The sequence below is a fragment of the Streptomyces sp. NPDC001914 genome (genome assembly GCF_042891215.1).
In the GTDB taxonomy this organism is placed as follows: Bacteria; Actinomycetota; Actinomycetes; order Streptomycetales; family Streptomycetaceae; genus Streptomyces.
In genome coordinates this window covers 77170-104066 of record NZ_JBIASW010000022.1, presented here as the reverse complement: position 1 = coordinate 104066, position 26897 = coordinate 77170, and the positions used below count along the sequence as shown (strand labels likewise).

General features: G+C 72.8%; 20 protein-coding genes. 6 read left to right on the top strand and 14 right to left on the bottom strand.

Annotation, left to right across the window (positions count from 1 at the left end):
* Positions 1–455: 455 nt before the first annotated feature.
* Complete coding sequence (locus ACFYYF_RS37770; RefSeq protein WP_365495267.1) at positions 456–1463, bottom strand: stage II sporulation protein M; 1008 nt, start codon at positions 1461–1463, stop codon at positions 456–458.
* Between the two features lie 129 nt (positions 1464–1592).
* Here ACFYYF_RS37770 and ACFYYF_RS37765 point away from each other — a divergent pair, with 129 nt between their 5' ends.
* Positions 1593–2702 (top strand): RDD family protein, encoded by a 1110-nt coding sequence (locus ACFYYF_RS37765; RefSeq protein ID WP_388783092.1) that lies wholly within the window; start codon positions 1593–1595, stop codon positions 2700–2702.
* Positions 2703–2747: 45 nt separating this feature from the next.
* Here ACFYYF_RS37765 and ACFYYF_RS37760 read toward each other — a convergent pair whose 3' ends face one another.
* The 8 genes from ACFYYF_RS37760 to ACFYYF_RS37725 all read right to left on the bottom strand — a co-directional run bounded on the left by ACFYYF_RS37760 (position 2748) and on the right by ACFYYF_RS37725 (position 12264).
* Positions 2748–3404, bottom strand: coding sequence for a hypothetical protein (locus ACFYYF_RS37760; protein ID WP_388783089.1), 657 nt, complete (start codon positions 3402–3404; stop codon positions 2748–2750).
* 100 nt (positions 3405–3504) lie between these two features.
* On the bottom strand, positions 3505–4962 hold the full coding sequence (ahcY, locus tag ACFYYF_RS37755) for an adenosylhomocysteinase (protein WP_361692817.1): 1458 nt from the start codon (positions 4960–4962) through the stop codon (positions 3505–3507).
* Between the two features lie 393 nt (positions 4963–5355).
* Complete coding sequence (locus tag ACFYYF_RS37750; RefSeq protein ID WP_388783085.1) at positions 5356–6330, bottom strand: cation diffusion facilitator family transporter; 975 nt, start codon at positions 6328–6330, stop codon at positions 5356–5358.
* Positions 6331–6474: 144 nt separating this feature from the next.
* A complete protein-coding gene (manA, locus tag ACFYYF_RS37745; protein WP_361692811.1) occupies positions 6475–7626 on the bottom strand; it encodes a mannose-6-phosphate isomerase, class I in 1152 nt (383 codons plus the stop codon).
* 130 nt (positions 7627–7756) lie between these two features.
* Positions 7757–8884 (bottom strand): SIS domain-containing protein, encoded by a 1128-nt coding sequence (locus tag ACFYYF_RS37740; RefSeq protein ID WP_388783081.1) that lies wholly within the window; start codon positions 8882–8884, stop codon positions 7757–7759.
* Positions 8885–9193: 309 nt separating this feature from the next.
* Positions 9194–9364: a Trm112 family protein gene (locus tag ACFYYF_RS37735; RefSeq protein ID WP_355767387.1), complete on the bottom strand. Its 171-nt coding sequence runs from the start codon at positions 9362–9364 to the stop codon at positions 9194–9196.
* 521 nt (positions 9365–9885) lie between these two features.
* Complete coding sequence (locus ACFYYF_RS37730) at positions 9886–11247, bottom strand: phosphomannomutase/phosphoglucomutase (protein ID WP_388783078.1); 1362 nt, start codon at positions 11245–11247, stop codon at positions 9886–9888.
* Positions 11248–11787: 540 nt separating this feature from the next.
* Positions 11788–12264 (bottom strand): DUF3499 domain-containing protein, encoded by a 477-nt coding sequence (locus ACFYYF_RS37725; protein ID WP_361692802.1) that lies wholly within the window; start codon positions 12262–12264, stop codon positions 11788–11790.
* A gap of 283 nt (positions 12265–12547) precedes the next feature.
* Between ACFYYF_RS37725 and ACFYYF_RS37720 the strand changes: the two genes are divergently transcribed.
* Positions 12548–12997, top strand: a complete 450-nt coding sequence (locus ACFYYF_RS37720) for a metallopeptidase family protein (RefSeq protein WP_361692831.1) — start codon at positions 12548–12550, stop codon at positions 12995–12997.
* A 49-nt stretch (positions 12998–13046) separates the two neighbouring features.
* Here the strand turns inward: ACFYYF_RS37720 and ACFYYF_RS37715 are convergent, their stop codons facing one another.
* The 3 genes from ACFYYF_RS37715 to ACFYYF_RS37705 form a co-directional block, all read right to left on the bottom strand.
* Entirely contained in the window at positions 13047–14555 is a 1509-nt protein-coding gene (locus tag ACFYYF_RS37715; RefSeq protein ID WP_388783075.1) for a DUF5719 family protein, read from the bottom strand.
* Positions 14552–18286, bottom strand: a complete 3735-nt coding sequence (locus ACFYYF_RS37710; protein WP_388783073.1) for a glycosyltransferase — start codon at positions 18284–18286, stop codon at positions 14552–14554. Before ACFYYF_RS37710 ends, ACFYYF_RS37715 begins: the two co-directional genes overlap by 4 nt.
* Positions 18287–18517: 231 nt before the next feature.
* A complete protein-coding gene (locus ACFYYF_RS37705; protein ID WP_003975777.1) occupies positions 18518–18781 on the bottom strand; it encodes a WhiB family transcriptional regulator in 264 nt (87 codons plus the stop codon).
* Positions 18782–19509: 728 nt separating this feature from the next.
* On the opposite strand from ACFYYF_RS37705, the gene ACFYYF_RS37700 reads away from it, so the two are divergent.
* The 4 genes from ACFYYF_RS37700 to ACFYYF_RS37685 all read left to right on the top strand — a co-directional run bounded on the left by ACFYYF_RS37700 (position 19510) and on the right by ACFYYF_RS37685 (position 23772).
* Complete coding sequence (locus tag ACFYYF_RS37700; RefSeq protein WP_361692793.1) at positions 19510–19998, top strand: cysteine dioxygenase family protein; 489 nt, start codon at positions 19510–19512, stop codon at positions 19996–19998.
* Positions 19999–20085: 87 nt separating this feature from the next.
* A complete protein-coding gene (cofD, locus tag ACFYYF_RS37695; RefSeq protein ID WP_388783069.1) occupies positions 20086–21069 on the top strand; it encodes a 2-phospho-L-lactate transferase in 984 nt (327 codons plus the stop codon).
* Positions 21070–21074: 5 nt separating this feature from the next.
* Positions 21075–22472 carry a coenzyme F420-0:L-glutamate ligase gene (locus ACFYYF_RS37690; RefSeq protein ID WP_388783104.1) on the top strand — a complete coding sequence of 466 codons (1398 nt, stop codon included), beginning with the start codon at positions 21075–21077 and terminating at the stop codon, positions 22470–22472.
* A gap of 286 nt (positions 22473–22758) precedes the next feature.
* Positions 22759–23772 (top strand): DNA-3-methyladenine glycosylase family protein, encoded by a 1014-nt coding sequence (locus tag ACFYYF_RS37685; protein ID WP_388783066.1) that lies wholly within the window; start codon positions 22759–22761, stop codon positions 23770–23772.
* Between the two features lie 344 nt (positions 23773–24116).
* Here the strand turns inward: ACFYYF_RS37685 and ACFYYF_RS37680 are convergent, their stop codons facing one another.
* Positions 24117–25199: a sugar phosphate nucleotidyltransferase gene (locus tag ACFYYF_RS37680; RefSeq protein ID WP_388783063.1), complete on the bottom strand. Its 1083-nt coding sequence runs from the start codon at positions 25197–25199 to the stop codon at positions 24117–24119.
* Between the two features lie 197 nt (positions 25200–25396).
* A complete protein-coding gene (locus tag ACFYYF_RS37675; protein ID WP_388783060.1) occupies positions 25397–26809 on the bottom strand; it encodes a peptidoglycan recognition protein in 1413 nt (470 codons plus the stop codon).
* Between the last annotated feature and the right edge of the window lie 88 nt (positions 26810–26897).

The window sequence follows — 26897 nt, the reverse complement described above, 5'->3', positions numbered from 1 at the left end:
CTTTGTACTCACCCTCTCGGGCTTTCCTCCGGGCGCTTCCCTTCGGTCTTGCGTTTCCGACTCTATCAGACCGTTTCCGTATCCGATTTCCTCGGCGCTTTCCAGGTTTCCGCTTTCGCGTTTCCCTTTCCGGCGAGTCCGACTCTATCAGATCCTTTCGGGCCCGATTTCCTCGGTGCTTTCAAGGTAATCCGCTCTCGCGTTTTCCTTTTCAGCGGCTCCGACTTTATCAGAATCTGCGGGCCGGATTGACCGGCAGCCATTTCTGAATCATCAGGAGGGGCTTCTTCTGAATCGACGTGTCGATTGCTTTGAGAAGCGAGCAGACTGTAACCGCTGCCACCGGATGCGTCCAGTTCTAGGCAACTGTTCGAATCTACCTCCCCGTACGGCCCGTGTCAACGGGTTTTCTGGGGTATCGAGAAGGCTAGCAGGTCACCCGGGGCCCACGCACATCAGGCGGCCGTCGGCAGAGTGGCGCTGCGTTCGGACGCGGTGACGTCTCCGGTCTCCCCGGAGCGTGCCGCTCGTCCCCCGAGGACATAGACGTAGGTGAGGAAGGCCAGTTCAGCGGCGATTCCGATGGCGATGCGGGCCCAGGTCGGCAGGCCCGACGGCGTGACGAAGCCTTCGATGGCACCCGAGACGAAGAGGACCAGCGCCAGTCCTATCGCCATGCCGAGCGCGGCGCGCCCCTCCTCCGCGAGAGCCGTTCGACGGGATCGCGGGCCCGGGTCGATCACGGTCCAGCCCAGCTTCAGCCCCGTCCCCGCGGCGACGAAGACGGCGGTCAGTTCCAGCAGACCGTGCGGGAGGACGAGTCCGAGGAAGGTGTCGAGGCGGCCGGCCGAGGACATCAAGCCGATGCCGACGCCCAGGTTGAGCATGTTCTGGAAGAGGATCCAGAGAACCGGCAGGCCCAGGAAGACGCCCAGCACCAGACACAGGGCGGCGGCCTCGGCGTTGTTCGTCCACACCTGGGCGGCGAAGGCGGCGGCGGGATGACTGGAGTAATAGGTCTCGTACTCGCCGCCGGGGCGGGTCAGGGAGCGCAGCTCGTCGGGCGCGGCGATGGCGGCCTGGACCTCGGGGTGCGTGCCGATCCACCACCCGAGGAGGGCGGCTATGACCGTGGACAGGAGCGCCGTGGGTACCCACCAGTGGCGGGAGCGGTAGACGGCGGCGGGAAATCCCTGGGTGAGGAAGCGGGTGACGTCGCGCCACGAGGCCCGGCGGGTGCCTGTCACGGCACCGCGCGCGCGGGCGACGAGTTGGCTGAGACGTCCGGTGAGCTGGGGGTCGGGGGCACTGGACTGGATCAGCGAGAGATGGGTGGCCGTCCGCTGGTACAGGGTGACCAGTTCGTCGGCCTCGGCCCCGGTCAGGCGGCGTTGGCGGCGCAGCAGGGCGTCGAGTCTGTCCCACTCGGCTCGGTGGGCGGAGACGAAGACGTCGAGGTCCATCGGTTTGCCTGCTCCTCGCTGCGCATCTGGGGCTCGTCGTGGATGTCAGCTTGTCCTACTGGGGCGCGATGCGCCCTCAGCTTGGCAGACTGGCGGTTGTCGGGGCAGGTCAGGGGAAGGACGGCGCGCGTGAGTGAGTTGGTGACGGGCGAGGCGGTGGCACTGGAGCTGCGGCCCGCGAAACTGCCGAGCCGGGCGCTGGCCGTGGTGCTCGACCTGGTCGTGGTGGTGGCGGTCTACATCGTCGTAACCATCGGTCTGGTCGCCGCGACCGCCACGCTGGACGACGCGGCGCAGATCGCGGTCTCGATCGCGAGTTTCCTGCTGGTGCTGGTCGGTGGTCCGATCGCCGTGGAGACGCTCAGTCACGGGCGTTCGCTGGGGAAGCTGGCGTGCGGACTGCGGGTGGTGCGGGACGACGGCGGGCCGATCCGGTTCCGGCACGCGCTGGTGCGCGGTGCCGTCGGGGTGGTCGAGATTCTGATGACGTTTGGGATCGTCGCCTGCATCGCTTCGCTGGTGTCGGAGCGCGGGCGGCGGCTCGGTGACGTGTTCGCGGGGACTCTCGTGGTGCGGGAGCGGATTCCGGTGGGACGTATGCCGTACGTTCCCGCGCCGCCGCCCTGGCTGGCGGGGCGGTTCGCGGAGCTCGACCTGTCCGCCGTGCCGGACGAGCTGTGGCTGGCGATCCGCCAGTACCTGACGCGGATGCGGCAACTGGATCCGGCGGTCGGCGGGGCGATGGCGGAACGGCTCGCGATGGACCTCGCCACCCGTACGGGGGCTCCGGCGCCGCAGGGTGTGCCGGCGGGCGCGTATCTGGCGGCCGTCGTGCACGAGCGGCAGACCCGCGAGGTCCGGCGGACGTTCGGTGCCGCGCCGAACGGCTTCCCGTCCCCCGTACCCGGTGGCTACTTCTACCCGCAGCCCGGCGGCCCTGCCGGTCAGCCGTTCCAGCCCGCCGCACCCGCGGGTCGTCCCCTTCACTCCGGTGCGTACCCGGGCTACTCCGTCCAGCCGGGCGCGCCTGCGGGTCATCCCCACTCCCCCGGTGCCTCTGCCGGTCAGCCGTTCTATCCGGGGCCGGGGGCCCGGTCCACTCCGCCGGCCTCCGCCGGGTACGCGGTCACGCCCCCGCAGCCGTCCCCGGCTCCGGTCCCTCCCGCCGCTCCGGCAGCCCCGGTCGAGCAGGCCGACCGCGACGAGCGTCCGTCGACGGGCTTCGCTCCGCCCGCGTAGTCGCCCCTACCTCCGGTCGCCCTCGCCGCGGGATCGGCACCGCCGTCAGGTGAACACCGACGGCGGTGATTCGAGGTGCTCCAGTTCGATGCCGGGGGCGGCGAGCACCACGTCGCCGGCGATGTGCACGGCGTGCTGTTCCCCCGTGTCCATGGCTGTGACCTGGTATTCGTCCACGGTCAGCGGTCCGTTGTCAGTGGCGTGTGTTTCGCTTGCGATCAAGGCCCAGGACTGGTCGAGGGTGCGCGGGGCGAGGACCGGGTCGGTGAAGGCGACGAGCCGGACGCGGGTCGCCGAGGGGGTGGTGGAAGGGGTGAGGCGAAGGAGACGGGCGGTGGCGACGAGGAAGGCGGGAGAGGTGCCGGTGAAGGCGTGGGCGGGCACGTTGCCTTCGGTGGCCTCGGTCCCGGTGGGGTCGGTGCGGACCCAGGTCACGCCGTCGAGGGCGGCGCCCCGCACCTGCCAGCCGGCCGCCTGCAGTTCGAGGCGGATGGGGCGGCCGAGATCGTCGAGGGCGAGGTCGACGGAGCCGGTGACCGTGGTCGTCGCGGGCTCGGGCAGGCCGTCGGGCGTCGTGCCGGAGGGAGCCGTGAGCCGGGAGACGTAGCGCCAGCCGGAGGGGCCGGGCGCGCAGTTGAAGTGTTCGTCTGCGAGAGGGGTGTGATCGTGGGGATCGTGGAGCGAATAGCGGCCGCGGGGCATGGGCGTTCAGGTCCTCATCGGGGACAGGCCCCCGCCGGGACGGCGAGGGCCTGCTGACATCCGGACGCCGAGCGGTGGTACCGCTGCTCGGCGGGCGTGCTCAGTAGCGGTAGTGGTCCGACTTGTACGGGCCCTCGACCTCGACACCGATGTATGAGGCCTGCTCGGGGCGGAGCGTCGTCAGCTTCACGCCGAGCGCGTCGAGGTGGAGACGGGCGACCTTCTCGTCGAGGTGCTTGGGCAGCACGTAGACGTCGGTCGGGTACTCCTCGGGCTTGGTGAACAGCTCGATCTGGGCCAGGGTCTGGTCCGCGAACGAGTTGGACATCACGAACGACGGGTGGCCGGTGGCGTTGCCCAGGTTCAGCAGGCGGCCCTCCGACAGCACGATGATGACCTTGCCGTCGGGGAACTTCCAGGTGTGGACCTGGGGCTTGACCTCGTCCTTGACGATGCCGGGGATCTTCGCGAGGCCGGCCATGTCGATCTCGTTGTCGAAGTGACCGATGTTGCCGACGATCGCCTGGTGCTTCATCTTGGCCATGTCCGAGGCCATGATGATGTCCTTGTTGCCCGTCGTGGTGACGAAGATGTCGGCCTTGTCGATGACCTCGTCGAGGGTCGTGACCTGGTAGCCGTCCATCGCCGCCTGCAGGGCGCAGATCGGGTCGATCTCGGTGATGATCACGCGGGCGCCCTGGCCGCGCAGGGACTCCGCGCAGCCCTTGCCCACGTCGCCGTAGCCGCAGACGACGGCGGTCTTGCCGCCGATCAGGGTGTCGGTGGCGCGGTTGATGCCGTCGATCAGGGAGTGGCGGCAGCCGTACTTGTTGTCGAACTTCGACTTGGTGACGGCGTCGTTCACGTTGATCGCCGGGAACAGCAGGGTGCCGTCGCGGTACATCTCGTACAGGCGGTGGACGCCGGTCGTGGTCTCCTCGGTCACGCCGCGGATCTCCGAGGCGAGCTGGGTCCACTTCTGCGAACCGTTGGAGATCGTGCGGTTGAGGAGTTCGAGGATGACGCGGTGCTCGTCGTTCTCGGCCGTGTCGACCGAGGGGACCTTGCCGTCCTTCTCGTACTGGACACCGTTGTGGACGAGGAGGGTGGCGTCACCACCGTCGTCCAGGATCATGTTCGGGCCGCCGGTGGGGGTGTTCGGCCAGGTCAGCGCCTGCTCCGTGCACCACCAGTACTCCTCCAGGGTCTCGCCCTTCCAGGCGAAGACCGGGACGCCCTGCGGGTTGTCGGGCGTGCCGTTCGGGCCGACCGCGATGGCGGCGGCTGCGTGGTCCTGGGTGGAGAAGATGTTGCAGGAGGCCCAGCGGACCTCGGCGCCGAGGGCGACCAGGGTCTCGATGAGGACGGCGGTCTGCACCGTCATGTGCAGGGAGCCGGTGACGCGGGCGCCCGCGAGGGGCTGCGCCTCGGCGTACTCCTTGCGGATCGACATCAGGCCAGGCATCTCGTGCTCGGCGAGGGTGATCTCCTTGCGGCCGAAGTCGGCCAGGGAGAGGTCGGCGACCTTGAAGTCCTGTCGGCTGTCGACAGTCGTCATGACGAGCTGCTCCTCGGAATCGGGGCGAGGTGGGTAGGGCTGTTCTGCGCGGCGGCGGCACGAACGCGTGCCCGACCAGGGCACGGACGTGTACCGGCAGGGCACAGGTGTGCCCGGTGCGCGCAGCGCAGTCCGTCGGAGGCCCTCTCTCCCTCGGCCGGTCCGCGGTGGGACCGCCCGACCGCCATCAGCAGCGACGTCTGGCTCAGTCACCAAGCTACACCGGTGGAGCTCCTGCTCCCCAGTCCACCTCCGGACAAACGGGCCCCCACCGGCCGGATTCGAGGGCCGGGAGCAGGTGGGGGACGGAGCGGACGGACACCGGACGCGGGAACGCCGCCGGGGCCCGTCCGAGTTGTCGGGCGGGCCCCGGCGGCGGGACGAGCGGTGGGGTCAGTGGCCGGCCGGCGTCGGTCCGCCGGGGGTCGCGGTGGGGTCCGGGCCCTTGGCGGCCTCGGCGTCGCTGTAGATGTCCGGCTCCAGGTAGATCACCCGGGCGATCGGAACGGCGGCGCGGATGCGGGCCTCGGCGGCGTCGATCGCCCTGGCCACCTCGGTGGCGGTGTCGTCGTGCTGGACTGCGATCTTGGCGGCGACGAGCAGTTCCTCCGGGCCGAGGTGGAGCGTGCGCATGTGGATGATGCCGGTGACGGTGTCGCCGTCGACCATCGCCGCCTCGATCTTCGCGGTCTCCTCCGGGCCCGCCGACTCGCCCAGCAGGAGCGACTTGGTCTCGGCGGCGAGCACGAGGGCGATCAGGATGAGCAGGACACCGATGCAGACCGTGCCGATGCCGTCCCAGACGCCGTCGCCGGTGAGCAGGGCGAGGCCGACGCCGCCGAGCGCGAGGACCAGGCCGATGAGCGCGCCGAAGTCCTCCAGGAGGACCACCGGCAGTTCGGGGGCCTTGGCGCGGCGGATGAACTGGGACCAGGAGTGCGAGCCGCGCAGCTCGTTGGACTCCTTGATGGCCGTACGGAAGGAGAAGCCCTCGGCGATGATCGCGAACACCAGGACGCCGACCGGCCAGTACCAGTGCTCGATCTCGTGCGGGTGCTTGATCTTCTCGTAGCCCTCGTAGACGGCGAACATGCCGCCGACGGAGAACAGGACGATCGAGACGAGGAAGGCGTAGATGTAGCGCTCGCGACCGTAGCCGAAGGGGTGCTGCGGGGTCGCCTCGCGCTGGGCCTTCTTGCCGCCGATCAGCAGCAGTGCCTGGTTGCCGGAGTCGGCGAGCGAGTGGACGCCCTCGGCGAGCATCGAGGAGGAGCCGCTGAACGCGAACGCCACGAACTTCGATGCCGCGATCGCGAGGTTGGCGCCGAGTGCCGCCACGATCGCTTTGGTGCCGCCTGAAGCGCTCATCTGCTCCTGCTGTCCCTTCGTACGCGTCCGGACCCGTTCGTACCTCGTACCCCGCCCGGTCCCGGCTTTGCCCACCCTTTGCGGTGGGCCATTCTTGCAGCCCGGTCCGCCGGTGACGCGCCTCAGGTCCCGGCCGTCGTCCCGTCAGGCGACAACTGTCGCACGGAAGATCGTGCCGGACCCGGACACTTCGGCCTTTTCGCCGGCCGGTACGAAGACCGAGGTGCCGGGGGTCAGGTCGATGCCGTCGGCGCGCACGGAACCCGAGGTGCAGAGCAGGATCTGCGGGGTCTCGCGGGTGAGGTCCCGCGGATCGGCGCCCTCGGCGACGACGTACCGGGAGAGGCGGAACTCGTCGATGGGGGTCGCGTAGACCTCCTCGCCGTCGGGGGACGCCTCCGGTCGCAGGACACCCGCGTCGGCCGCCTCGAAGCGGACCACGCGCAGGAGTTCGGGGACGTCGACGTGCTTGGGGGTCAGCCCGCAGCGCAGGACGTTGTCGCTGTTGGCCATGATCTCGACGCCGAGGCCGTTCAGGTAGGCGTGCGGGATGCCGGCGCCGAGGTAGAGGGCTTCGCCGGGCTGGAGCCGCACGTGGTTGAGGAGCATCGCGGCGATGACGCCGGGGTCGCCCGGGTAGTGGTGCGCGAGGCCGGCGTACGGGGCGTAGTCGCCGCCGAGGCGGGCGCAGGCGGCCGTGGTCTCGGCGACCGTACGGGCCATGTCGTCCGGGTCGGCGCTCAGCACCGCCGTGAGGACCTCGCGCAGCGCCGCCTCCTCCGGGTGGGCGCGCAGCAGGTCGACGTACGGCTTGAGGGAGTCGACGTCGAGGGCGGCGAGGAGGTCGGCGGCCTCCTCGGGGGCGCGGAAGCCGCACAGGCCGTCGAACTCGGTGAGGGCGCAGATGAGTTCGGGCTTGTGGTTGGCGTCCTTGTAGTTGCGGTGCGGGGCGTCGATCGGCACGCCGCGGCGCTCCTCGTCCTCGTAGCCCTCCCGCGCCTGTTCGAGGTCGGGGTGCACCTGGAGGGAGAGGGGGGCGCCCGCGGCGAGGAGCTTCAGCAGGAACGGGAGCCGGGGGCCGAACCTGGCGACGGCGGCGCGGCCGAGTTCCCGCTCCGGATCCTCGGCGACGACCTCGTTCAGCGGACCGCGCCCGGTGCGCGAGGGTGCGCCCGGGTGGGCGCCCATCCACATCTCCGCCTGCGGTTCGCCGGTCGGCTCCACGCCGAGCAGCTCGGGGATGGCGGTGGTCGAACCCCAGGCGTAGGGGCGGACGGTGTTGTCGAGGCGGTCCATCGGTGTCTTCTTCTCCATACGTGCGCTGCGCGGCCCGCCGGGGGCGGGCGCCGATCGGGAGCGTGGTGTCAGGGGAGCCTGGCGCGGGGTCCGCCGGTGCGGCGCGCCGGGCGCGGGGTCCCGCCCAAGATCAGGCCCCCGAGGCGAGCGCCAGGTAAACGGCGGCGAAATCCGTGATGGCGATCAGCTCGGCGAGGGTTTCCAGTTCGCCGCCCTCCTCGGGTTCGAGCTCGCTGATCGCGGTGTCGTGGCTGAGGGCGAGTTCGCGGGCGGCGGGGGCGGCGCTGATCCCGCCGATGGGACGGTCGCGGAGCAGCACCACGCGCGCGTGCAGGGCCTGCGCCTCCTCGACGCGGTCCCGGAAGAAGTCGTCGGGGTCCGCGCCGGCGGCGAGCGCGCCCGCGAGCAGCACGCTGTGCGAGGCGAGGGCCTCGGGCAGTTCGGCGGTGAGCGCGGGGCGGCCGGCGAGTTCGGCGAGCGCGGCGGTGAAGCGGCGGCCGGCCGGGCCCGCGGAGGTGCCCTCCGTCCAGATCACCGGGAGCGCCTCGGCCAGTTCGACGGCGAGCGTCTTGGCGGGGTTGTGGTAGGCCGCGATGGCGGGGCCGCAGCGCTCGGCGACGCGGTCGAGGCGGTCGGCGACCTTCTGCAGCGCCTGGGGCGGGGCGGAGACCAGGCCGGTGCGGTCCAGGAGGGCGAGCAGCGGGGTGAGCAGCGCCCAGAGCACGCCGGGCGCGGAGGCGCCCAGGGGCTCCTCCTGCTCGTACGGGGCGGTCGCCATCGGGACGAAGAGACCGTGGCTGCCTTCCACCCACTCGGCCATCGGGGAGCCGGCGGGGGCGACGGCGGCGACGGTGCTGCCGCGCCGGTAGGCCTGCTCGATGAGCAGTTCCAGGCCGGGTTCGCTGCCGTCGGGGGTGGCGATCAGCAGGAGGTCGACCGGGCCGGCCCAGCCGGGCAGGTCCCAGCGCAGGGCGCCTCCGGCGGGGGCGACGCCCGTGGGGGTCAGCCGGGTGAGGGGGCAGCTCGCTCCGGCGAGGGTGCCGAGCAGTTCGGCGACGCCGGTGGCGGCCATGCCGGGGCCCGCGATGAGGACGGCGCGTGGGCGGCCGTCGGGCTTCAGTTCGGAGATGCCGGCCTCGGTGGCGTGCCGGACCGCGGTGCGGACCCGGGCACCGGCCTCGGCGGCGCCGCGGAGCAGGGCCCGCCGGTCGGCCCGGGTGAGCGCGTCGGGATCGTCGAGGAGCGATTCGTCGAGCATGGGGTCGGTAGCCTCCGATCGCCGGGGCGCTTGCGCGTGAGCCGCCGGGGTCGCTTGCACGGGGTCGCTCGCGGGAGGTGCCGAGCGGCGCTGGGTCGGACCGGGTGCCGGCCGGGCGTGCGCCGGTCGCCGGTCGGGACAGCCGCGTCGCCGTCGTCCGTGCGGGCGGCGGTGCCGTCGCTCGTCGTCGGGTGTCGTGGCTCGTCGTCGTGCCGGGCACGCCGTCGACCCGCCGGGGGCGGGGACGGCGCCGCTGTCACCTCGTGCGCGGCGGTCGCGGCGCCGCCGGGCGCGAGGCGGATGCGTCGGTTACGCGGGGCGCCGGGCCTCGTCGACCAGGAGTACGGGGATGCCGTCGCGGACCGGGTAGGCGAGCCCGCAGTCCGCTCCCGTGCAGATCAGCTCGGTCTCCTGCTCCTTGATCGGGGCATGGCAGGCCGGGCAGGCGAGGATCTCCAGGAGGCCGGCTTCGAGCGGCATGGGGTGTCCTTCCGAAACGGTGGATGCGGCCTGGTCAGGGTACCGCTGCGGGAAGCCCGGTGCCGGGGCGCGCCCACGGTTCGTGAGGCGCGCGGAGCGGGGGTACGGGCCTCGGCGACCGGCGTCCCCGCAGGTACCGGGCCCGTCCGGGCGCACCGCCGCCCACCGCCGGGACCGGCACGCGAACACGACGCCGGCCCGCTGCGCGGTGCTTCCCCGGTGCGGTGCTCGCCCCCGGCGTCGACGCTCGCCCCGGTTTCGATGCCGGGCCCGGTGTCCGTACCCGGAGTCGGTGCTCGCACCCGGAGTCGGTGCCCGGCCCCGGAGTCGGTGCCCGGCGCTCGCCCCAGGGGTCGGTGCCCTGGGCTCGGTGTCGTCGCCGCAGGCCCGGGACGACACCCCGCTCGCGGCGCGGGCCGGCTGCCGCGCCTCGCCGTGCGTCCACTTCGGCCGGGCACGACCGGTAGGTGCGCGACCGGGCTGCGGCCGGCGGTCCGGTTCGTCCGGGGGGGGCGGGGGGTTCAGGATCTGATGAGTTTCAGGACCTCGTCGCGGAGCTTGGCCATCGTCGCCTCGTCGGGGGCCTCCGCGTTGAGGCGCAGCAGGGGCTCGGTGTTCGAGGGGCGGACGTTGAACCAGGTGTCCCCGAGGGTGACCGTCAGGCCGTCGAGCTCGTCGATGACGACACCCTCGCGGCCCTCGTAGGCGGCCCGGACGGCGGCGAGGCGGGCCGCCTGGTCGTCCACCGTGGAGTTGATCTCGCCGGAGCCCACGTACCGGTCGTACTCCGCGACGAGCCCGGAGAGCGGGCCGTCCTGGCCGCCGAGGGCGGCGAGGACGTGCAGGGCGGCCAGCATGCCGGTGTCGGCGTTCCAGAAGTCGCGGAAGTAGTAGTGCGCGGAGTGCTCGCCGCCGAAGATCGCGCCGGAGGAGGCCATCTCGGCCTTGATGAAGGAGTGGCCGACGCGCGTGCGGACCGGGGTGCCGCCGTGCTCCAGGACGACCTCCGGGACCGACAGGGAGGTGATGAGGTTGTGGATGACCACGCCGCCGCCCTGCTTGTCCAGTTCGCGGGCGGCGACCAGCGCGGTGATCGCGGACGGGGAGACCGGCTCGCCCCGCTCGTCGACGACGAAGCAGCGGTCGGCGTCGCCGTCGAAGGCGAGGCCCAGGTCGGCGCCCTCCTCGCGGACACGCTTCTGGAGGTCGACGATGTTCGCCGGGTCGAGCGGGTTGGCCTCGTGGTTCGGGAAGGTGCCGTCCAGTTCGAAGTACATCGGGACGAGCTCCAGCGGCAGGCCGGAGAACACCGTCGGCACGGTGTGCCCGCCCATGCCGTTGCCCGCGTCGACGACGACCTTCAGGGGGCGGATCGAGGTCAGGTCGACGAGCGAGCGGAGGTAGGCCGCGTAATCCTCCAACGTGTCCCGGCGGGTGATCGTTCCGGGCGTGGCGTCCGAGGCCGGGGCACCGGAGTCGAGCCAGGTCTCGGCGAGCCGGCGGATCTCGGAGAGGCCGGTGTCCTGGCCGACGGGGGCCGCGCCCGCCCGGCACATCTTGATGCCGTTGTACTGGGCCGGATTGTGCGAGGCGGTGAACATGGCGCCCGGCAGGCCGAGCGCGCCCGAGGCGTAGTAGAGCTGGTCGGTGGAGCACAGGCCGATCTCGGTCACGTCGACCCCGCGCGCCGCGGCACCGCGCGCGAAGGCGCGGGAGAGGCCGGGCGACGACGGCCGCATGTCGTGCCCGATCACGATGGCGTCCGCTCCGGTCACCTGGACGAAGGCGGCGCCGAACAGTTCGGCGAGCGGCTCGTCCCACTGGTCCGGGACCACTCCGCGTACGTCGTACGCCTTAACGAGCTGCGACAGATCAGCAGTCACGGCCAACCCTCCAGAAGTCCACGTCGGTCGCCCCAAACTACCCGTCCGCGCCGAAGGCGGACGGCTCCCGGCCCGAGCGGGGCGCCTGCCCGCTCCGGGCGGCGTCCCGGAGCGGCCAAGGGGGCTCCGATGGCGGCGAGTTGCGGGGAGAGGTGGTCCGAGGCGGTGAACTGGACCGCGGCGAGGGCCATTTCGCGGGCGGGTCTTCGAGGAGAGCGCTCGAACCGGAGGCGACGACGAGGGCCTGGACGCGCGGATCGTCGGACGGGCACGCTCGAACGACCGGGCCAGGACGTCGAAGTGCCGGCGCGGCACTGGCAAGCGTCCGGCCCGCCGGTACGCCGTAGGGCGAGGCAGGCGACCGGCGAGGCCGCCAGAAGGCCCGTCAGGCCCGCCGGATGGACCTTGGGCGTCGGCGGCCCGGCGGCCTCACTCGTCCGGGATGGGCGCCCGACGAGGGCACGGCAGGCGGGACGGTGGAACGGCGGGCCGGGGAGTGACCGGAAGTGCGGCGGGACCGCGTGGCCTGATGAGCGGCGCTCAGTTCTCCGGCGAGCGCAGGATCCGCAGGTGGCCGCGGCGTGCGACCTCCATCGGGTCGGCCGAGCGGGCGCTGCCACCGGCCTCCGCCGCGCGCTTCTGGGGACGGGCCGCCTCGCGCACCGCGTTCGCCAGGGCCTCCAGGTCGTCGCCGCTGGGCCGCGCGGGACCGGAGGAGTCGGCGAGGCGGACGACCTCCCAGCCGCGCGGCGCGGTGAGGCGCTCGGAGTGCTCGGCGCACAGGTCGTAGCAGTGGGGTTCGGCGTAGGTGGCGAGCGGGCCGAGAACCGCGGTCGAGTCGGCGTAGACGTACGTCAGCGTCGCGACGGCGGGACGGCCGCAAGCGGTGCGCGAACAGCGACGTACAAGGCTCACGAGGTTGGACGGTACCGCACTCTTGAGCGGGCCGCGACGACTCTCCCCCAGGTCACCCCACCGTGTCGTGCTGTGAGACGCCCCACACCGCTTTCGGGGCATCGGAGCCTGACCTGGGGGGACATCGGGTGTCGAGATACCGAACAGACCTGAATCCGGTCACCACTTGGTGCGAATCATGCCAATTGCCATGTCAGAGACGGTCTTGGAGGGATAAGAAATCGATCCGAATCTTGACTGGAGTGGGCATCGGACGTGATCGGGAGTGGTCGTCGGACGTCGTCCGGAACACGGGCCGGGCCGGGGACGTCCGTACGCCAGCCCGTCGGCGACCGGCGCGTGGGGCCGGGCGGCCGGGCCGGGCGGGGACTACTCTTCGTCAGTGATGGACAACCCCGTACCGCCCCGTGCCGCAGCAGCCGGTCCCCGTCGTCGTGATCGCCACGGCAGGGGCATGCGCGGCCCCGTGGCGCCGCCCCAGGTGCCGCTCGCCGCGAGCCGTTCCGAGGTCTTCGCGGACCTCGTGCAGGACTCCGTGGAGCGGCTGGAGCGACGCTGGCCGCAGCTCGCGGACATCGACTTCATGGTGCTCGAAGTCCCGCGCCTGGAGCGCTCGGGCGAGGGCTGGAGCGACGAGGCGGTGCCGCTGGGCGGCACGATCGCGGCCCGCGACGGGCATCCCGCGCGCGTGGTCGTCTACCGCCGCCCCATCGAGATCCGCACCAAGGGGCGCGACGAACGCGCCGCCCTGGTGCACGAGGTCGTCGTGGAACAGGTCGCGGAACTGCTGGGCCTGACACCGGAGACGGTCGACCCGCGCTACGGCGAGGACTGAGACCCGCCCGGGAACACGCGTCGCCTCCCGGACGGATCACCGGCCCCCGTCACTGCTCCAGCAGCACCGAGAGGTCCTGTTCGGCGTCCGGCACCGAGACGGTCCCGCGGTCGTCCGGGAGGTTCTGGATGGTGAAGGCCGGAACGCCGTCCTGGGTGGCGGAGAGCATCCGGGAGGCGTAGACCGGGCCCCCGGAGACCGTTTCGACGGTCAGGGCGTACGTGCCCTTGAGGCCGCTCGGGACGGGTGCCTCGACGTTCTGGGTGGTCCCGCCCTTGATGGTGAACGTCTTCGACACGGCCTTGCCGCCCTCGCTGCCCGCGGAGGCGGTGACCTTGACCGTGGCTCCCTCGCCGGGGGCGGTCACGGCCAGCGTGGAGCCCTTGGCGGTGTTGTCGACGACCGTCGCGCGCGCGCCGACCGGAGCGGTGGCCGGAATGAACGCGCTCTCCTGAGCGGCGCCCTTGCCCCGGACCACCCGCAGGGCGGCGACGACCGGCGCGGACGAACCGGTCGGGGTGAGGACCAGGGAGCCCGCCTCGCCGCGGGTGACGTCCCCGAGGTCGACGGCGGCGGTCATGCCGGCCTTCACGTGCAGCGTCTCGTTGCCCGCCGGGGTGATCGTCCCCGAGGGAGAGGCGAGGCGGACCTTCAGGTCGGCGTCCGTGTCACCGGGCGCGAAGGCGACCAGGCGCACGGAGGTGGCGTCCTTGGGGATGCCCGGCATGACGAGACTGCCCGAGGGGTCGGCGGAGGCGGCCAGCCAGTCGCCGCCGGTCTTCGCGTCGAGTGCCTGCACGGCCGCCCCGACCCGCCCGCTGCGGACCTTCACGTGCACGGTGAGGTCGGCCTGCGGGTCGCCGGTCAGCGTGTTCAGCAGGATCGGCTCGCTGGCGTGGGCCTGGACCGTGATCCCGTCCGCCACCGTGGACTTGAGCGTGCCGTCCTTGCCGTACAGATCGATGTCGACGACCGCCGCGGCGTCGTCCGGGTTCGTCAGATGCACGTAATCGGTGCGCTGCGCGGCGGTGCTGACGCCCGGGAACCAGAACTCGGTGTCGGGCGCGGTGCAGTTGGTGCCGAGCAGACCGCGCCCGGCGCCCGCGGCGACCTCGGTGGTCTCCTGGACCGTCCAGCCGGGCGCGAACTTGCCCGACGCGAGGCCCACGAGGGCGGGCGCGTCGGCGCCCGAGGCGTCACCGGACGCCGGCTTGCCGGGCTCCTTGGGCTGGACGACGGGCTTGGCGGACTTGGCACCGCTCTTCTTGCCGTCGGCCGCTCCGGAGCCCTCGGCCGACTCCTCGGCGGCGGCCTGGAGTTGGGCCTTTCCGCTGCCGCTCACGCCCTCCACCACAGGCGTGTAGGACGTGTACGCGGTGTCCGCGATGTCGGAGGTGCTCGGCTGCGGGCAGAGCAGGCTGGTGCGCTCCACGGGCAGCCGCGCGGCCGTGGCGGACACGCTGCCGCCGCTGGATCCGGGCGACTTGAGGCTCGCGAACCCGGTGACGGCGGCGAGCGCGGTCGCCGCCGCGATCAGGGACAGGGTGGTGCGGTTCACTGATGGCTCCCGTCGGGGCGCTCACTGTCGGTGCCGTGCGGGGGCCGGGTGGGGTCGTAGGCCGGGTCGTACCCCTGCTCGCCCGTCTCGTAGCCCTGGCCCCGGGAATCGAAGGGCCCGCCGTTCGCGTCGTAGCCCTGGCCGTAGTTCTGGTCGTACGCCGCCGTGCCGCCGTAGGCGTACGGGTCGTACTGGCCGCCCTGATACGGATCCGCCTGGTACGACTGCTGGTCGTAGGTGCCCGCCGGGTACCCCTGCTGCCCCTCGTACCCCTCGCCGCCGTAGCTGTCGTACTCGGCGTTCGCGTAGCTCGGGGTGTCCCATTCGCCGTACGCCTGCTGGTGCGGGACCGCGGCGGCCGGGGCCTCCTGGTCCTCGCCCTCGTCCGGGCCGGCGTCCGCGGGGAAGCCGTCGTCGAACTCCGCTTCCTCCTCACGCTGCCCGGACTCGGCCTCGGCCTCCGCCTGGGCGCGCAGCCGGCGGGCGCGGCGGCCGTCGCCCGTCATGTCCTCGGCGGACACCGGCTGCTGCTCCTCGGGGAGGTCGTCGTCGATGTCCCGGCGTCGCCCGGGCAGGGCGAGCACCACGAGGACCAGGGCGAGGCCGCCCTGCGCCCACAGCCAGGCCGTGTGGCTCAGCGGCGCCTCGAACGTGACGTCCAGCCTGCCGCCGGCGGACGGGAGCTGGAAGCCCTGGGCCCAGCCGTCGACCGTGGTGCGGGTGAGCGGCCTGCCGTCCAGGGTCGCCGTCCAGCCGGCGTCGACGCTGTCGGCCAGGCGCAGGACGCGGTCGGCGTCCCCCGCGGGGATCGTGGTGTGCACCTCGACGGGACCGGCGGCGAGGGACTCCGGCTCGCCGGAGGGGGAGACGATCGCGGCGCGTGAGACCTGCTGGTCGACGCGCCACAGGGCGCTGCCGTCCTGCTGGCTCAGCCGGGACAGGCCCGTGGTGGCGTCCAGGACGCGGCTCACCTCGCGCGGCGCGCCCTTGCGGACCAGGACGTAGCGCACGGCGAAGCCGCCGAGCTGGTCGGCCTGGTCGGCGCCGGAGCCCGCCACGAGGTTGGCGACGACCTTGTCGAGCTTCTTGTTCTCGCCGCCGGCCGCGGCGAGTTCGGCGTCACCGAGACGGGCACCGGAGCCGCGGACGAGGACGTAGCCGACGTCGGCGGCCGACCGGCTGTCGAGGACGAGCGTGCGGGCCTGGTCGCGGGTGTTGCTCTCCTCCGCGACGAACGCGGGCACCTGCACCGGGTCGCGGCGCTCGACGGGTCCGTCGGCACCGCGGATGATCCATCCGGCGGCCACGAGCAGCGGGCCCGCGGCGCAGGAGAAGGCGATGAGCGCGGCCACCGGCTGGCGCCAGCCGAAGCTCTGCTCGGCGACCCGCGCGCGTGCCCCGTCGGAGCCGACGGCGGCGGCGGCCAGCAGGGCGAGGCCGTACACGAGGGTCGCGGGGCCGGCCCAGGTGGAGCGGTTGGACAGGGCCGCGAAGACGAGTGCGGCGACGGCGACGACCCAGGCCGTCCGGATCGCCGCCTGGCGCTCGGAGCGCAGCAGCGCGGCCAGGGCGGCGAGCACGATGCCGAAGAGCATCAGTCCGCTGACGGTGCCCGGCCCGCCGGGACTGGCGCTGAGCAGGTCGAGCGCGGAGGCCGCGCCGGTGCCGTAGTCCAGGCCGGCCTGCTGGAAGAAACCGAACGGCAGCAGGGTCAGCGACCAGGGGGCGAGGACCAGCAGCGGGGTGCCGAGCTGGGCAAGGAAACGCGGTCCGTAGGCGGGGATCTCCCGGCGGCGCACCGCGAGGAGGGCGAGGCCGAGGACCAGCGCGATGGGCCACACGATGGGGGTGAACGCCGTGGTGAACGTCAGCAGCAGCGCGTACGCCCAGGTCGCGCGCCAGCTGCCGCGGGCCCGGGAGCCGTGCGCGAGGCCGCTCGCCGCGATGCCCGCGCGCGCGATGAGCGGCAGCAGGATCGCGAGGACGGCGGTGCCGATGCGGCCGCCGGCGAGCGCGCCGGTGGCCGCGGGCAGGAAGGCGTAGACGACGGACGCCCAGGCACGCAGGAGCCGGGACTCCACGAGGGGGCGCGAGGCGAAGTAGGCGGCGAAGCCGGCCAGTGGCACCGATCCCACGAGCAGGACGGTGACCGCGAGCCCGGTGGAGCCGAGGAGCGCGGAGGACAGCAGCGCGAGGATCGCGAGGTAGGGCGGGGCGGACTCGGTGGAGCCCGCGCCGACCGGATGCCAGCCGTCGAGATAACGCGCCCACAGGTCGGAGGCGTCGGAGGGGGCGGGCAGCAGCGCACCGCCCGAGAGGGCTCCGCCGCCGAGCAGTTCGCGGCAGGCGAGGAGCGAGACGAACAGGAGCACCAGGAACAGCATCGGGCCGGGGTTGCGCGCGATGCGCTTGATCCGGGCGAACTGCTCGATCTCCAGGAAGTCGCCGTCGTCGCCGCCCGGTCCGGACTCGACCGCGCCGCCGTGCCGGCCGGCGCCGGTGACGGCGTCGGGGTCGGAGTCGCTCATCAGGTTGCCGGCGACCTGCTCGATGGTGGCCCGCACGGTGGCGCCCGCGGGCGGGAACAGGGGCCGCAGTTCACCCTTGTCGACCTGCGGGCGGCCCCGCCTTCGCCGGCCGGCGATGATCCGCTCGGGGCGCAGCAGGGTGCCGAGGAGACCCCGGATCTCGTCGACGGCCTGTCCGGGGACCTTGCCCACGAGGTAGGCGAGGGTGCGCAGCACCGTGCCGAGGACCAGGCGGATCAGGATCCAGGGGAGCTGTGCCGTGCGGGCGTTGACGAGGAGGGTGTAGACGGCGCCCGCTTTGTCGACCTTGTGCGGGGACGCGGCGGTGCGGCCGACGCAGTCGACGGCCCGGCGCTCGCGGGAGGCCGCCTCGGCGTGCCGGACGACGGCCTCCGGGGCGACGAGCACCCGGTGGCCGGCGGCCTGGGCGCGCCAGCACAGGTCGACGTCGTCGCGCATGAGGGGCAGTCGGCGGTCGAAGCCGCCGAGCTCGTCGAAGACGTCGCGGCGGATCAGCATGCCCGCGGTGGACACGGACAGCACCGGGTGGACGTGGTCGTGCTGGCCCTGGTCCTGCTCGCGCCGGTCCAGACCGGTCCAGCGGCGGCCCGAGTTGGCGATGGTGACGCCGACTTCGAGGAGCTGCCGGCGGTCGTACCAGCCGCGGAGCTTGGGGCCGACGACGGCCACGTCCTGGCCGAGCTCCCGCTCGTTCTCCACGACGCGCAGGAGCTGGGCCAGGGCGTCGGGTTCCGGGGCGCTGTCGTCGTGCAGCAGCCAGAGCCACTGCTCGGGCTCGCCGTGCGGGAGCTCCGGCAGGTCGTAGGTGTCGTCGCGCCAGCTGCGGGTGACGGGGTCCCAGCCGCTCGGACGCTTGAGGTAGGGCAGGTCGTCCGGGGTCAGTTCGGGGGCGGTGCGGGCCACCTCCTCGACGGCCTGGCCGAAGCCGGTGCGCCGCGCCAGGTGCAGCACGCGGTCGTCGCCGAGCGCCTCGGTGAGCAGCTGGGCGGATGCGTCCGCGCTGCCGGTGTCGGCCGCCATCGCGTTCTGCACGGGGCGGTCCTGGCCGAGCAGCCCGGCGAGCGCCTGTGGCAGCCAGCGGGCGCCGTCGTGGGAGACGAGCACCGCGGTCACCACGTGGCGCGGGAACTCTGGGGCGGCAGCGGCGTCGTTACTGGCTGCCGAAAGGCTGTGCACGGACATCGAGGTACGGGCCCCGGTTCGATGGACTGCGGTGGACGTCTGTGTCCGGCGGGGACAGCGGGACGTCTCGGACGAGGGCCCACACTAACGGCTGGGAAAGACGGCGGCCCGCCGCCTGTGGATAACCCACGTGCGACGGGCCGTTCCTTACGTAAGCGTGTGTGCCGTTTGGTCGGTGGCTCCCGCGGGTGGGGACGGGTGTTCCGCGTCCGCTCGTCCGTGCGGCCTTTTTCAGACGGCGGCCTTCTTCAGGCGACGCCGTTCCCGCTCGGACAGACCGCCCCAGATGCCGAACCGTTCGTCGTTGGCGAGCGCGTATTCGAGGCACTCGGAGCGGACTTCACAGGCGAGGCAGACCTTCTTGGCCTCGCGGGTGGAGCCGCCCTTCTCCGGGAAGAAGGACTCGGGGTCGGTCTGGGCGCACAGCGCGCGCTCCTGCCAGCCGAGTTCCTCGTCCGCGTCGTCGACCAGCAGTTGCTGCACCAGCTCGGTCATGTGCGCCCCTCGTCTGTCTTTCGCGTCCCCGTGATGCTGCCGTTACCGATGTCGGCTGAACGACACGAGTGAAATTACAAGTGTGCCGATCCGGGCCAGTCAAGCCGAGATCTGCTATTGGGCCCCTTATTCACTCTGCGGAACCAAGGCTATGCGGAAAGTGTTCAAATCGGCATAAACCCTGACAGCCCAAGAGGTCCAGGTCAGACGCCCACCCCCTCGCGAAGGAGGACGTCCAGGCGTTCGATCTCGTTCCGACGCAGACCTCGAAGCGAAACTGATCACATTTAGATCACGGGTCCGCGGCGAGGTTTGTTCACCCGGTTGTGCGCCATGTGTCCGGGGAGCCGCCTGAACAAACCTTTCGCCTGTCAGATGAACCGGATGAGGTGAAACATCTTCCACATACCGGACATGCAGTTGACAGTCGAGGTGTGAACCGGTGTCCTTGTGGGCATGCTCGCGCACTTCGCATCCACCTCGACCCGCACCGCCGGGTCCCTCGGTGCTGCCCACGCGCGCTGTAGCTGTTGTTGCTGTCCCAGCTGTTGAGCCCTACCGCGCTCCGGCTGCCTCGCCGCCACTGAGGCGAATCCCGCCCCCCACCGGGGCCACTGCCCGCACCAGGGCTCCTCCCGCTCCCGACCAGGGCGGACACCCCGCCCGCGACCCGGGCGGAAACGGCAAGCGACACCCCAGCACTCTCCCGCCGAGGAACCACCGCACCCATGAACAGCGACAGCGACCTCCAGATCGCCGGCGACATCCTCGAAGTCCCGCACCTGCTTCAGCCGCCGCGCGAACACCCCTCCACCGTGGCCGAGTTCGCGGGCCTTGCGCGCTCCATCGCCGCCGACCGCTCCCAGTGGGAGCACCTCGTCCGCTACGACGCCGCCTCGCGCTGGTACCACCGGCTGCGCACGGGACCCGGCTACGAGGTGTGGCTCCTGTCCTGGGTGCCCGGACAGGGCAGCGGGCTGCACGACCACGGGAGCTCCTCCGGCGTGCTGACCGTCCTGGACGGCGCGCTGACCGAGCGCACCGAGCGGGGCACGCGCGCCCTGGGCTCCGGCGCGCAGCGCGTGTTCGCGCCCGGCTACATCCACGAGGTCGTCAACGACTCGCTCGAACCCGCCGTCAGTCTGCACGTCTACTACCCGGGCCTCACCGAGATGCCGATGCACGCGGCGCGTTGCGCGGTCGCCGAAACGGTGTGACGCCCTCGCGCCCGGGCGGCGCCCGACGTCGCCGCGGTCCCTCGACCGGCTGACGCGGTGTCGTACCCGCCTGCGAGACTGAACCCCATGCGCATTGTGGTTCTGGCAGGCGGCATCGGTGGTGCACGGTTCCTGCGCGGTCTCCAGCGGGCCGTGCCGGACGCGGACATCACGGTCATCGGCAACACCGGCGACGACATCCACCTCTTCGGGCTGAAGGTCTGCCCGGACCTCGACACGGTGATGTACACGCTCGGCGGCGGCATCAACGAGGAGCAGGGCTGGGGGCGGGCCGACGAGACCTTCCATCTGAAGGAGGAGCTCGCGGCGTACGGGGTCGGACCCGAGTGGTTCGGGCTCGGCGACCGGGACTTCGCGACGCACATCGTGCGGACGCAGATGCTGGGCGCCGGTTATCCGCTCAGCGCCGTCACGGAAGCCCTGTGCGACCGGTGGAAGCCGGGCGTGCGCCTCCTCCCCATGTCCGACGACCGGGTCGAGACCCATGTCGCCGTCACGCTGCCCGAGGGCGACCCGTCCGGGGCCGCGGGCGAGCGCAAGGTGATCCACTTCCAGGAGTACTGGGTCCGGCTGCGGGCCTCCGTGCCCGCCGAGGCGATCGTGCCGGTCGGCGCCGAGCAGGCGAAGCCCGCTCCCGGGGTGCTGGAGGCCATCGCCGAGGCGGACGTCATCCTCTTCCCTCCGTCCAACCCCGTGGTCTCCGTCGGCACGATCCTCGCCGTGCCCGGCATCCGCGAGGCCGTCGCCGAGGCGGGCGTGCCGGTCGTCGGCCTCTCCCCCATCGTCGGTGACGCGCCCGTGCGGGGCATGGCCGACAAGGTGCTGGCCGCGGTGGGCGTCGAGTCCACCGCCGCCGCGGTCGCCGAGCACTACGGCTCGGGCCTCCTGGACGGCTGGCTCGTCGACACGGTCGACGCCCCGGCCGTGGAGCGCGTCGAGGCGGCCGGCATCCGCTGCCGTGCCGTACCGCTGATGATGTCCGACCTGGACGCGACCGCGCGGATGGCGCGGGAAGCGCTGGCGCTGGCGGAGGAGGTACGGACGCCGTGAGCAGCATGGACGCGGCGGTGCCCGGCGGGCCCGGCGCCGCCGGGGCGCCCGGCGGCGGGGAACACCGCGAGCCGCCCGCCCGCGCGGGACGCCCGGAGCGGTCCGCCGCCGCGGGATACCGGGTCTGGGCCCTGGACGGACTTCCCGAGGTGCGCCCGGGCGACGACCTGGCGAAACTCGTCGCGGCGGCCGGGCCCGGACTCGCCGACGGGGACGTGCTGCTCGTCACCTCCAAGATCGTCTCGAAGGCCGAGGGCCGGTCGGTCCGGGCCGCCGACCGGGAGGACGCGATCGACGCCGAGACCGTCCGGGTCGTGGCACGGCGCGGCACCCTGCGGATCGTCGAGAACCGGCAGGGTCTGGTGATGGCCGCCGCCGGGGTCGACGCCTCCAACACCCCCGCCGGGACGGTGCTGTTGCTGCCCGAGGACCCCGACGCCTCCGCGCGGGCGATCCGCGAGGGTCTGCGGGACGCCCTCGGCGTCGACGTCGGTGTCGTGATCACGGACACCTTCGGGCGGCCCTGGCGCACCGGGCTCACCGACGTCGCGATCGGCGCCGCGGGGGTCCGGGTGCTGGACGACCTGCGCGGTCGCACCGACGCCCACGGCAACCCCCTGAACGCGACCGTCGTGGCACTGGCCGACGAGCTCGCCGCCGCAGGTGACCTGGTCAAGGGCAAGACGTCCGGGCTGCCCGTCGCCGTCGTGCGCGGGCTGGCACACCTGGTGACCGAGGGGGACGGCACGGGGGCACGGGCGACGGTGCGCGACGCGCGGGACGACATGTTCCGGCTGGGCACCTCGGAGGCCGTACGGGAGGCCGTGACCCAGCGGCGTACGGTACGGGCCTTCACCGACGAGCCCGTCGACCCCGGTGCCGTGCGCCGTGCGGTCGCCGCGGCGGTGACCGCGCCCGCGCCGCACCACACGACGCCCTGGCGGTTCGTGCTCCTGGAGTCCGCCCGGTCCCGGACGCGGCTGCTCGACGCCATGCGGGACGCGTGGATCGCGGATCTGCGGGGCGACGGGAAGAGCGAGGAGTCCATCGCCAAGCGGGTCCGGCGCGGCGACGTGCTGCGCAGGGCGCCGTACCTGGTGGTGCCGTGCCTGGTCATGGACGGGTCGCACACGTACGGCGACGTACGGCGTGACGGCGCCGAGCGCGAGATGTTCGTGGTCGCCACCGGGGCGGGTGTGCAGAACTTCCTGGTCGCGCTGGCCGGGGAGCGGCTGGGCTCCGCGTGGGTGTCCTCGACGATGTTCTGCCGTGACGTCGTCCGTGAGGTGCTGGAACTGCCGGAGAACTGGGACCCGATGGGTGCCGTGGCCGTCGGCCACGCGGCGGAGGACCCGAGAGCCCGCCCGGACCGGGACGCCGCCGCGTTCATCGAGGTGCGCTGACTGGCGGGGGCCTTCATCGGGCGGGGGCGCCTTCATCGGGGCGAGGTTGCCCTTCCGGGTCGGCTGGGTCGCCCTCCGGTCTGGCTGGCTTGCCGGTCCGGAGGTCGGCGGGTCTGGCGCAGGCGGCCCGTCCCGGTCCGGCTGGGTTGCCCTTCGGGCTGGTGGGCTTGCTGGGTCGGGGCTCGTGCAGGTGGCCGGATCGGGGGGCTTCGGGGCGTCCGGGCACGGTGGTGGGGGGCAGCGCCTACTCTCGTAGGACAGCCCGAGTACCTCTAGGACCTCATCCGTGTCTGGACGTTTCGCTCCCCGGCCGACGCGTACGACCGTGCGCGGCGGTCATGTCGTGGTGCCCGGCGGCGCCGCCGGCGGCGTACCTCACCAGGCGGCCGACCCCGGACGCGTCCGTACGTGGACACCCGACGGGCCGCTGGACCTCGGGCTCGTCCTCGGGCCGCTGCGGCGTGGCCCGGGCGATCCGACCTTCCGTACGACGCCCGACGGCTCCGTGTGGCGGACCAGTCGTACGCCCGCCGGGCCGGGAACGCTGCGGGTCGCCCTGCGCGGCGGGGTGGTCCGGGGCACGGCCTGGGGGCCGGGGGCCGAATGGCTCCTCGACCGGCTCCCCGACCTGCTCGGCGCCGCCGACGATCCCGGAGCCTTCGAGCCGCGGCACCGGCTGGTCGCGCTCGCCCGGCATCGGCGGCCCGGCCTCAGGCTGGTGCGGACCGGGCTCGTGATGGAGTCGCTGATCCCGTCCGTCCTGGAGCAGAAGGTCACCACCGACGAGGCGTACCGGGCGTGGCGGCTGCTCGTCCGGAAGTTCGGGGAGCCGGCGCCGGGGCCCGCTCCCGAGCGGATGTCCGTCCTGCCCGCCCCGCGGACGTGGGCGCTGATCCCGTCCTGGGAGTGGCACCGTGCCGGGGTCGACGACAAGCGGGCCGCCACGATCCTGCGGGCCGTGCGGGTCGCCGCGCGGCTGGAGGAGGCCGTCGGGTTCGATCCCGTCGCGGCGCGGCGGCGGCTGGAGCTGGTGCCCGGTGTCGGGCCGTGGACGTCCGCGGAGGTCGTGCAGCGGAGTCATGGTTCGGCGGATTCCGTGACCGTCGGCGATCTGCATCTGCCGGGGATCGTGGGGTGGGCGCTGGCCGGGGACCGGGACGCGGACGACTCCGTCATGTTGGAGTTGCTGGAGCCGTATGCCGGGCAGCGGCATCGGGCCGCTCGGTTGATTCTGCTCTCCGGGCGTACGCCGCCGCGGCGTACGCCGAAGATGCCGCGTACGGACATCGGGCTGCTGTAGGCCCGCCTCGGCGGACCCGGCGGACCCGGCGATCGCCGCCTTCCGCCCGTCGGCCGGTCCTCCGCACGGACGGTTTTCGCCCCCTCCGCCCCTGCCCGTCCCGTACCTGGGGCTCCGCCCCAGACCCCGCTCCTCAAACGCCGGAGGGGCTGAAATGTGCCCCTCACCCGGGAGACGGGGCGGAGGGAATGGATCTGCCCGGCACCGCGAAGCGGACGGAGGGGCTGAAATGTGACCCTCACCCGGAAGGCGGGGCGGAGTGACCCTCACCCGGAAGGCGGGGCGGAGGGGCTGAGCCCCCCGCCGGAGGGTCTGGGAGGGCTCTCCGGTGGGGGGTTGTGGGGTTACTGGTCGGAGGAGAAGCGCAGTGTTGCCGCCGGGAGTTGGGCGTCGCACCAGACGCGGACTCCCTCGCGGAGTTCGTTGTCGGGGCCGACCACCGCGCCGTCGCCGATGACCGCGCCGGTCAGGACGGTGCGTTCGCCGATGCGGGCGCCGGCTCCGACGAAGGAGTCGGTGACGACGGCTCCGGGCTCGACGACCGCGCCGGCCAGCACGGTGCTGCCGGTGATCCGGGCGCCCTCGCCGATGCGGGCGCCCTCGCCGACCACCGTGCCGCCGGTGAGCTTGGCGTCGGGGGCCACCGTGGCCGTGGGCAGGACCAGACGGTCGCCGCAGCGGCCCGGGACGGCCGGCGACGGGGCCCGTCCGAGCACCAGGTCGGCGGAGCCGCGCACGAAGGCCTGCGGCGTGCCGAGGTCCAGCCAGTAGGTGGAGTCCACCATGCCCTGGAGGTGGGCGCCGGTGGCCAGCAGCTCGGGGAAGGTCTCGCGCTCGACCGAGACGGGGCGGCCCTCGGGGATCGTGTCGATGACCGAGCGGCGGAAGACGTAGGCCCCCGCGTTGATCTGGTCGGTGACGATCTCCTCGGGGCTCTGCGGCTTCTCCAGGAAGGCCGTGACCCTGCCGGTGGCGTCGGTGGGGACCAGGCCGAACGCGCGCGGGTCCTCCACGCGGGTGAGGTGCAGGGAGACGTCCGCGCCCGTCGACTCGTGGACGGAGACCAGGGCCGGGATGTCCAGGCCGGTGAGGATGTCGCCGTTGAAGATCAGGACCGGCTCGTCGGGGCCCGAGCGGAGCCGGGAGGCGACGTTGCGGATGGCGCCGCCGGTACCCAGCGGCTCCTCCTCGGTGACGTACTCGATGTGGAGGCCGAGCGAGGACCCGTCGCCGAAGTACGGCTCGAAGACCTCGGCGAGGTAGGAGGTCGCCAGCACGATGTGCTCGACGCCCGCCGCGCGCGCCCGCGCGAGCTGGTGCGTGAGGAAGGGGACACCGGCCGCCGGAACCATCGGCTTGGGGGTGCGCACGGTGAGCGGGCGCAGCCGGGTGCCTCTGCCGCCGACCAGGAGGATCGCTTCTGTCACCTGTCGTCTCTGCTTCCTGCCGGGACCGGCCGAACTGTCTTTCGGCCGGCCAGTGTATGCAGACCGTTCGATGGCGCCCTCGATGGCCGTGCGGTGTCCTTCGACGGGCTGTGGCCGTGACGTCAGGTGATCTCCGCCGGTGCGGCCCGGCCGGTCCGTCGCCGGCCGGGCCCTTCTCCGTGCGGCCGTGCGGCGGTCTAGCGGCCCTGGTAGCGGGCCGCGGTCGTCCGGGCGGAGCCGAGCTTGCCGTAGAGAAGCCGTCCGGGGCACTCCGTGGCGAACCCGTCCCGATGGCCGGAGATCACATTCAGTCGTACGTTCTTTCCTTTTCGGTAGAGATTGCCACCGGCCGACTTCAGGTATGTCTTGCCACGCGGATTGGCCCCGTACAGACCGAGTTTCCACGCCGTGAGCCGGGAGATGGCCTTGACCGCGGCGTCGGTGGGCTTCGTGGCGCCGAACGTGCCGATCACGGCGATCCCCATGCTGTTCGTGTTGAACCCGCGGGTGTGGGCGCCCTGGACCGCCTTCGCGACGCCGCCCGCCCGGCCCTCGTAGATGTTGCCGCACTTGTCGACGAGGAAGTTGTAGCCGATGTCGCGCCAGCCGCTGCTCACCACGTGATAGCGGTAGATACTGCGGATGACCGAAGGCACCTGCGAACAGGTGTACTTGTTGCCCGACGCGGTGTGGTGCACGAAGGCCGCCTTGACCGTCTTCGTGTAGAGGAAGCCGCGCTCGCGCAGGTTCTCGTTCGCGCCCCAGCCGCGCCGCGTGACGATCCGGGGGCGCGGGCCGATGTACGGGGTCACGCGCCGCTGGCCCGTCCCGCCGGGGAAGTACGTGCGCTGCGTCTGCGCCCGGGAGAGCGCGGGGATCTCGGTGGCTCCCGCGCCACCGGCGTTCGGTACGCCCGCGTTCACGCTCCCGTAGGCGCTCCTGGCGCGCAGGCCCGCGGGCGCGCCCCCGGTCCGTCCGGCCGTCCTGGTGTCCGGTGCGGGCGGGTCCCCGCCGGGATCGACCAGTTCGAGGCGCAGGCCGCCGGGCAGCGACGCCGTGGCGGGAGTGGCCGCGCGTCTGACCGTGGGGCCGTCCTCACCGCCCTCGTCCGCCGCGTAGCCGTCCGCGGCCTCCCGGGCCTCCCGCTCGGCTTCGACGCGGACTTCGACTCCGTCCGAGTTCCCCACCCACAGGGGCGCGGTGGAGCCGTGCACCCGGCTCGACGCGCTCTCGGCGGTGTCCGGGTCGGCGGCGTGCTCGTCGTTGTGGGCCTCGACGTCCTGCCACTCCGACCAGTCGCCGGTGCCGGCCGCCCGGGTGCGGACCTGGACACGGCCGTTCAGCTCGGCGTCCGGGTCGTCCCAGACCACGCCGACCAGCGAGAAGGGCCGTACGTTCCGGCGGGTCAGGCCCTGGGTCGACGCGGTCGGTCCGAGGGAGCGCTTGCGGGTGAGGGGGACGAGGGGCAGGGACTGGGTGCTGCCTGGGGCGGCGGCCTCCGATGTCTGCTTCGCCGGCCCGGCCTGTGCCGGGGTGGCGGGCAAGGTGAGGGGAAGGGCGAGAGCGGCCGCGCAGGTGACGCCGACCGAGGAAGCAAGGAATCCACGCATGCTCCTGATCCTGGACATAGTCATACATATCTGTCCATCGCGGAATTGACGGACCGTCGGACCCGCTCCGCCGAACCGGTGGCGCGCT

What these genes read in the sequence shown, in the direction of transcription:
- ACFYYF_RS37705 (WP_003975777.1), bottom strand. Translation starts at nt 18,781, where the DNA reads ATGACCGAGCTGGTGCAGCAACTGCTGGTCGACGACGCGGACGAGGAA.
- ACFYYF_RS37735 (WP_355767387.1), bottom strand. Translation starts at nt 9,364, where the DNA reads ATGCCGCTCGAAGCCGGCCTCCTGGAGATCCTCGCCTGCCCGGCCTGC.
- cofD (WP_388783069.1), top strand. Translation starts at nt 20,086, where the DNA reads ATGCGCATTGTGGTTCTGGCAGGCGGCATCGGTGGTGCACGGTTCCTG.
- ACFYYF_RS37760 (WP_388783089.1), bottom strand. Translation starts at nt 3,404, where the DNA reads ATGCCCCGCGGCCGCTATTCGCTCCACGATCCCCACGATCACACCCCT.
- manA (WP_361692811.1), bottom strand. Translation starts at nt 7,626, where the DNA reads ATGGACCGCCTCGACAACACCGTCCGCCCCTACGCCTGGGGTTCGACC.
- ACFYYF_RS37690 (WP_388783104.1), top strand. Translation starts at nt 21,075, where the DNA reads ATGGACGCGGCGGTGCCCGGCGGGCCCGGCGCCGCCGGGGCGCCCGGC.
- ACFYYF_RS37710 (WP_388783073.1), bottom strand. Translation starts at nt 18,286, where the DNA reads ATGTCCGTGCACAGCCTTTCGGCAGCCAGTAACGACGCCGCTGCCGCC.
- ahcY (WP_361692817.1), bottom strand. Translation starts at nt 4,962, where the DNA reads ATGACGACTGTCGACAGCCGACAGGACTTCAAGGTCGCCGACCTCTCC.
- ACFYYF_RS37750 (WP_388783085.1), bottom strand. Translation starts at nt 6,330, where the DNA reads ATGAGCGCTTCAGGCGGCACCAAAGCGATCGTGGCGGCACTCGGCGCC.
- ACFYYF_RS37740 (WP_388783081.1), bottom strand. Translation starts at nt 8,884, where the DNA reads ATGCTCGACGAATCGCTCCTCGACGATCCCGACGCGCTCACCCGGGCC.
- ACFYYF_RS37770 (WP_365495267.1), bottom strand. Translation starts at nt 1,463, where the DNA reads ATGGACCTCGACGTCTTCGTCTCCGCCCACCGAGCCGAGTGGGACAGA.
- ACFYYF_RS37700 (WP_361692793.1), top strand. Translation starts at nt 19,510, where the DNA reads ATGAACAGCGACAGCGACCTCCAGATCGCCGGCGACATCCTCGAAGTC.
- ACFYYF_RS37725 (WP_361692802.1), bottom strand. Translation starts at nt 12,264, where the DNA reads ATGCCCCGAAAGCGGTGTGGGGCGTCTCACAGCACGACACGGTGGGGT.
- ACFYYF_RS37675 (WP_388783060.1), bottom strand. Translation starts at nt 26,809, where the DNA reads ATGCGTGGATTCCTTGCTTCCTCGGTCGGCGTCACCTGCGCGGCCGCT.
- ACFYYF_RS37720 (WP_361692831.1), top strand. Translation starts at nt 12,548, where the DNA reads ATGGACAACCCCGTACCGCCCCGTGCCGCAGCAGCCGGTCCCCGTCGT.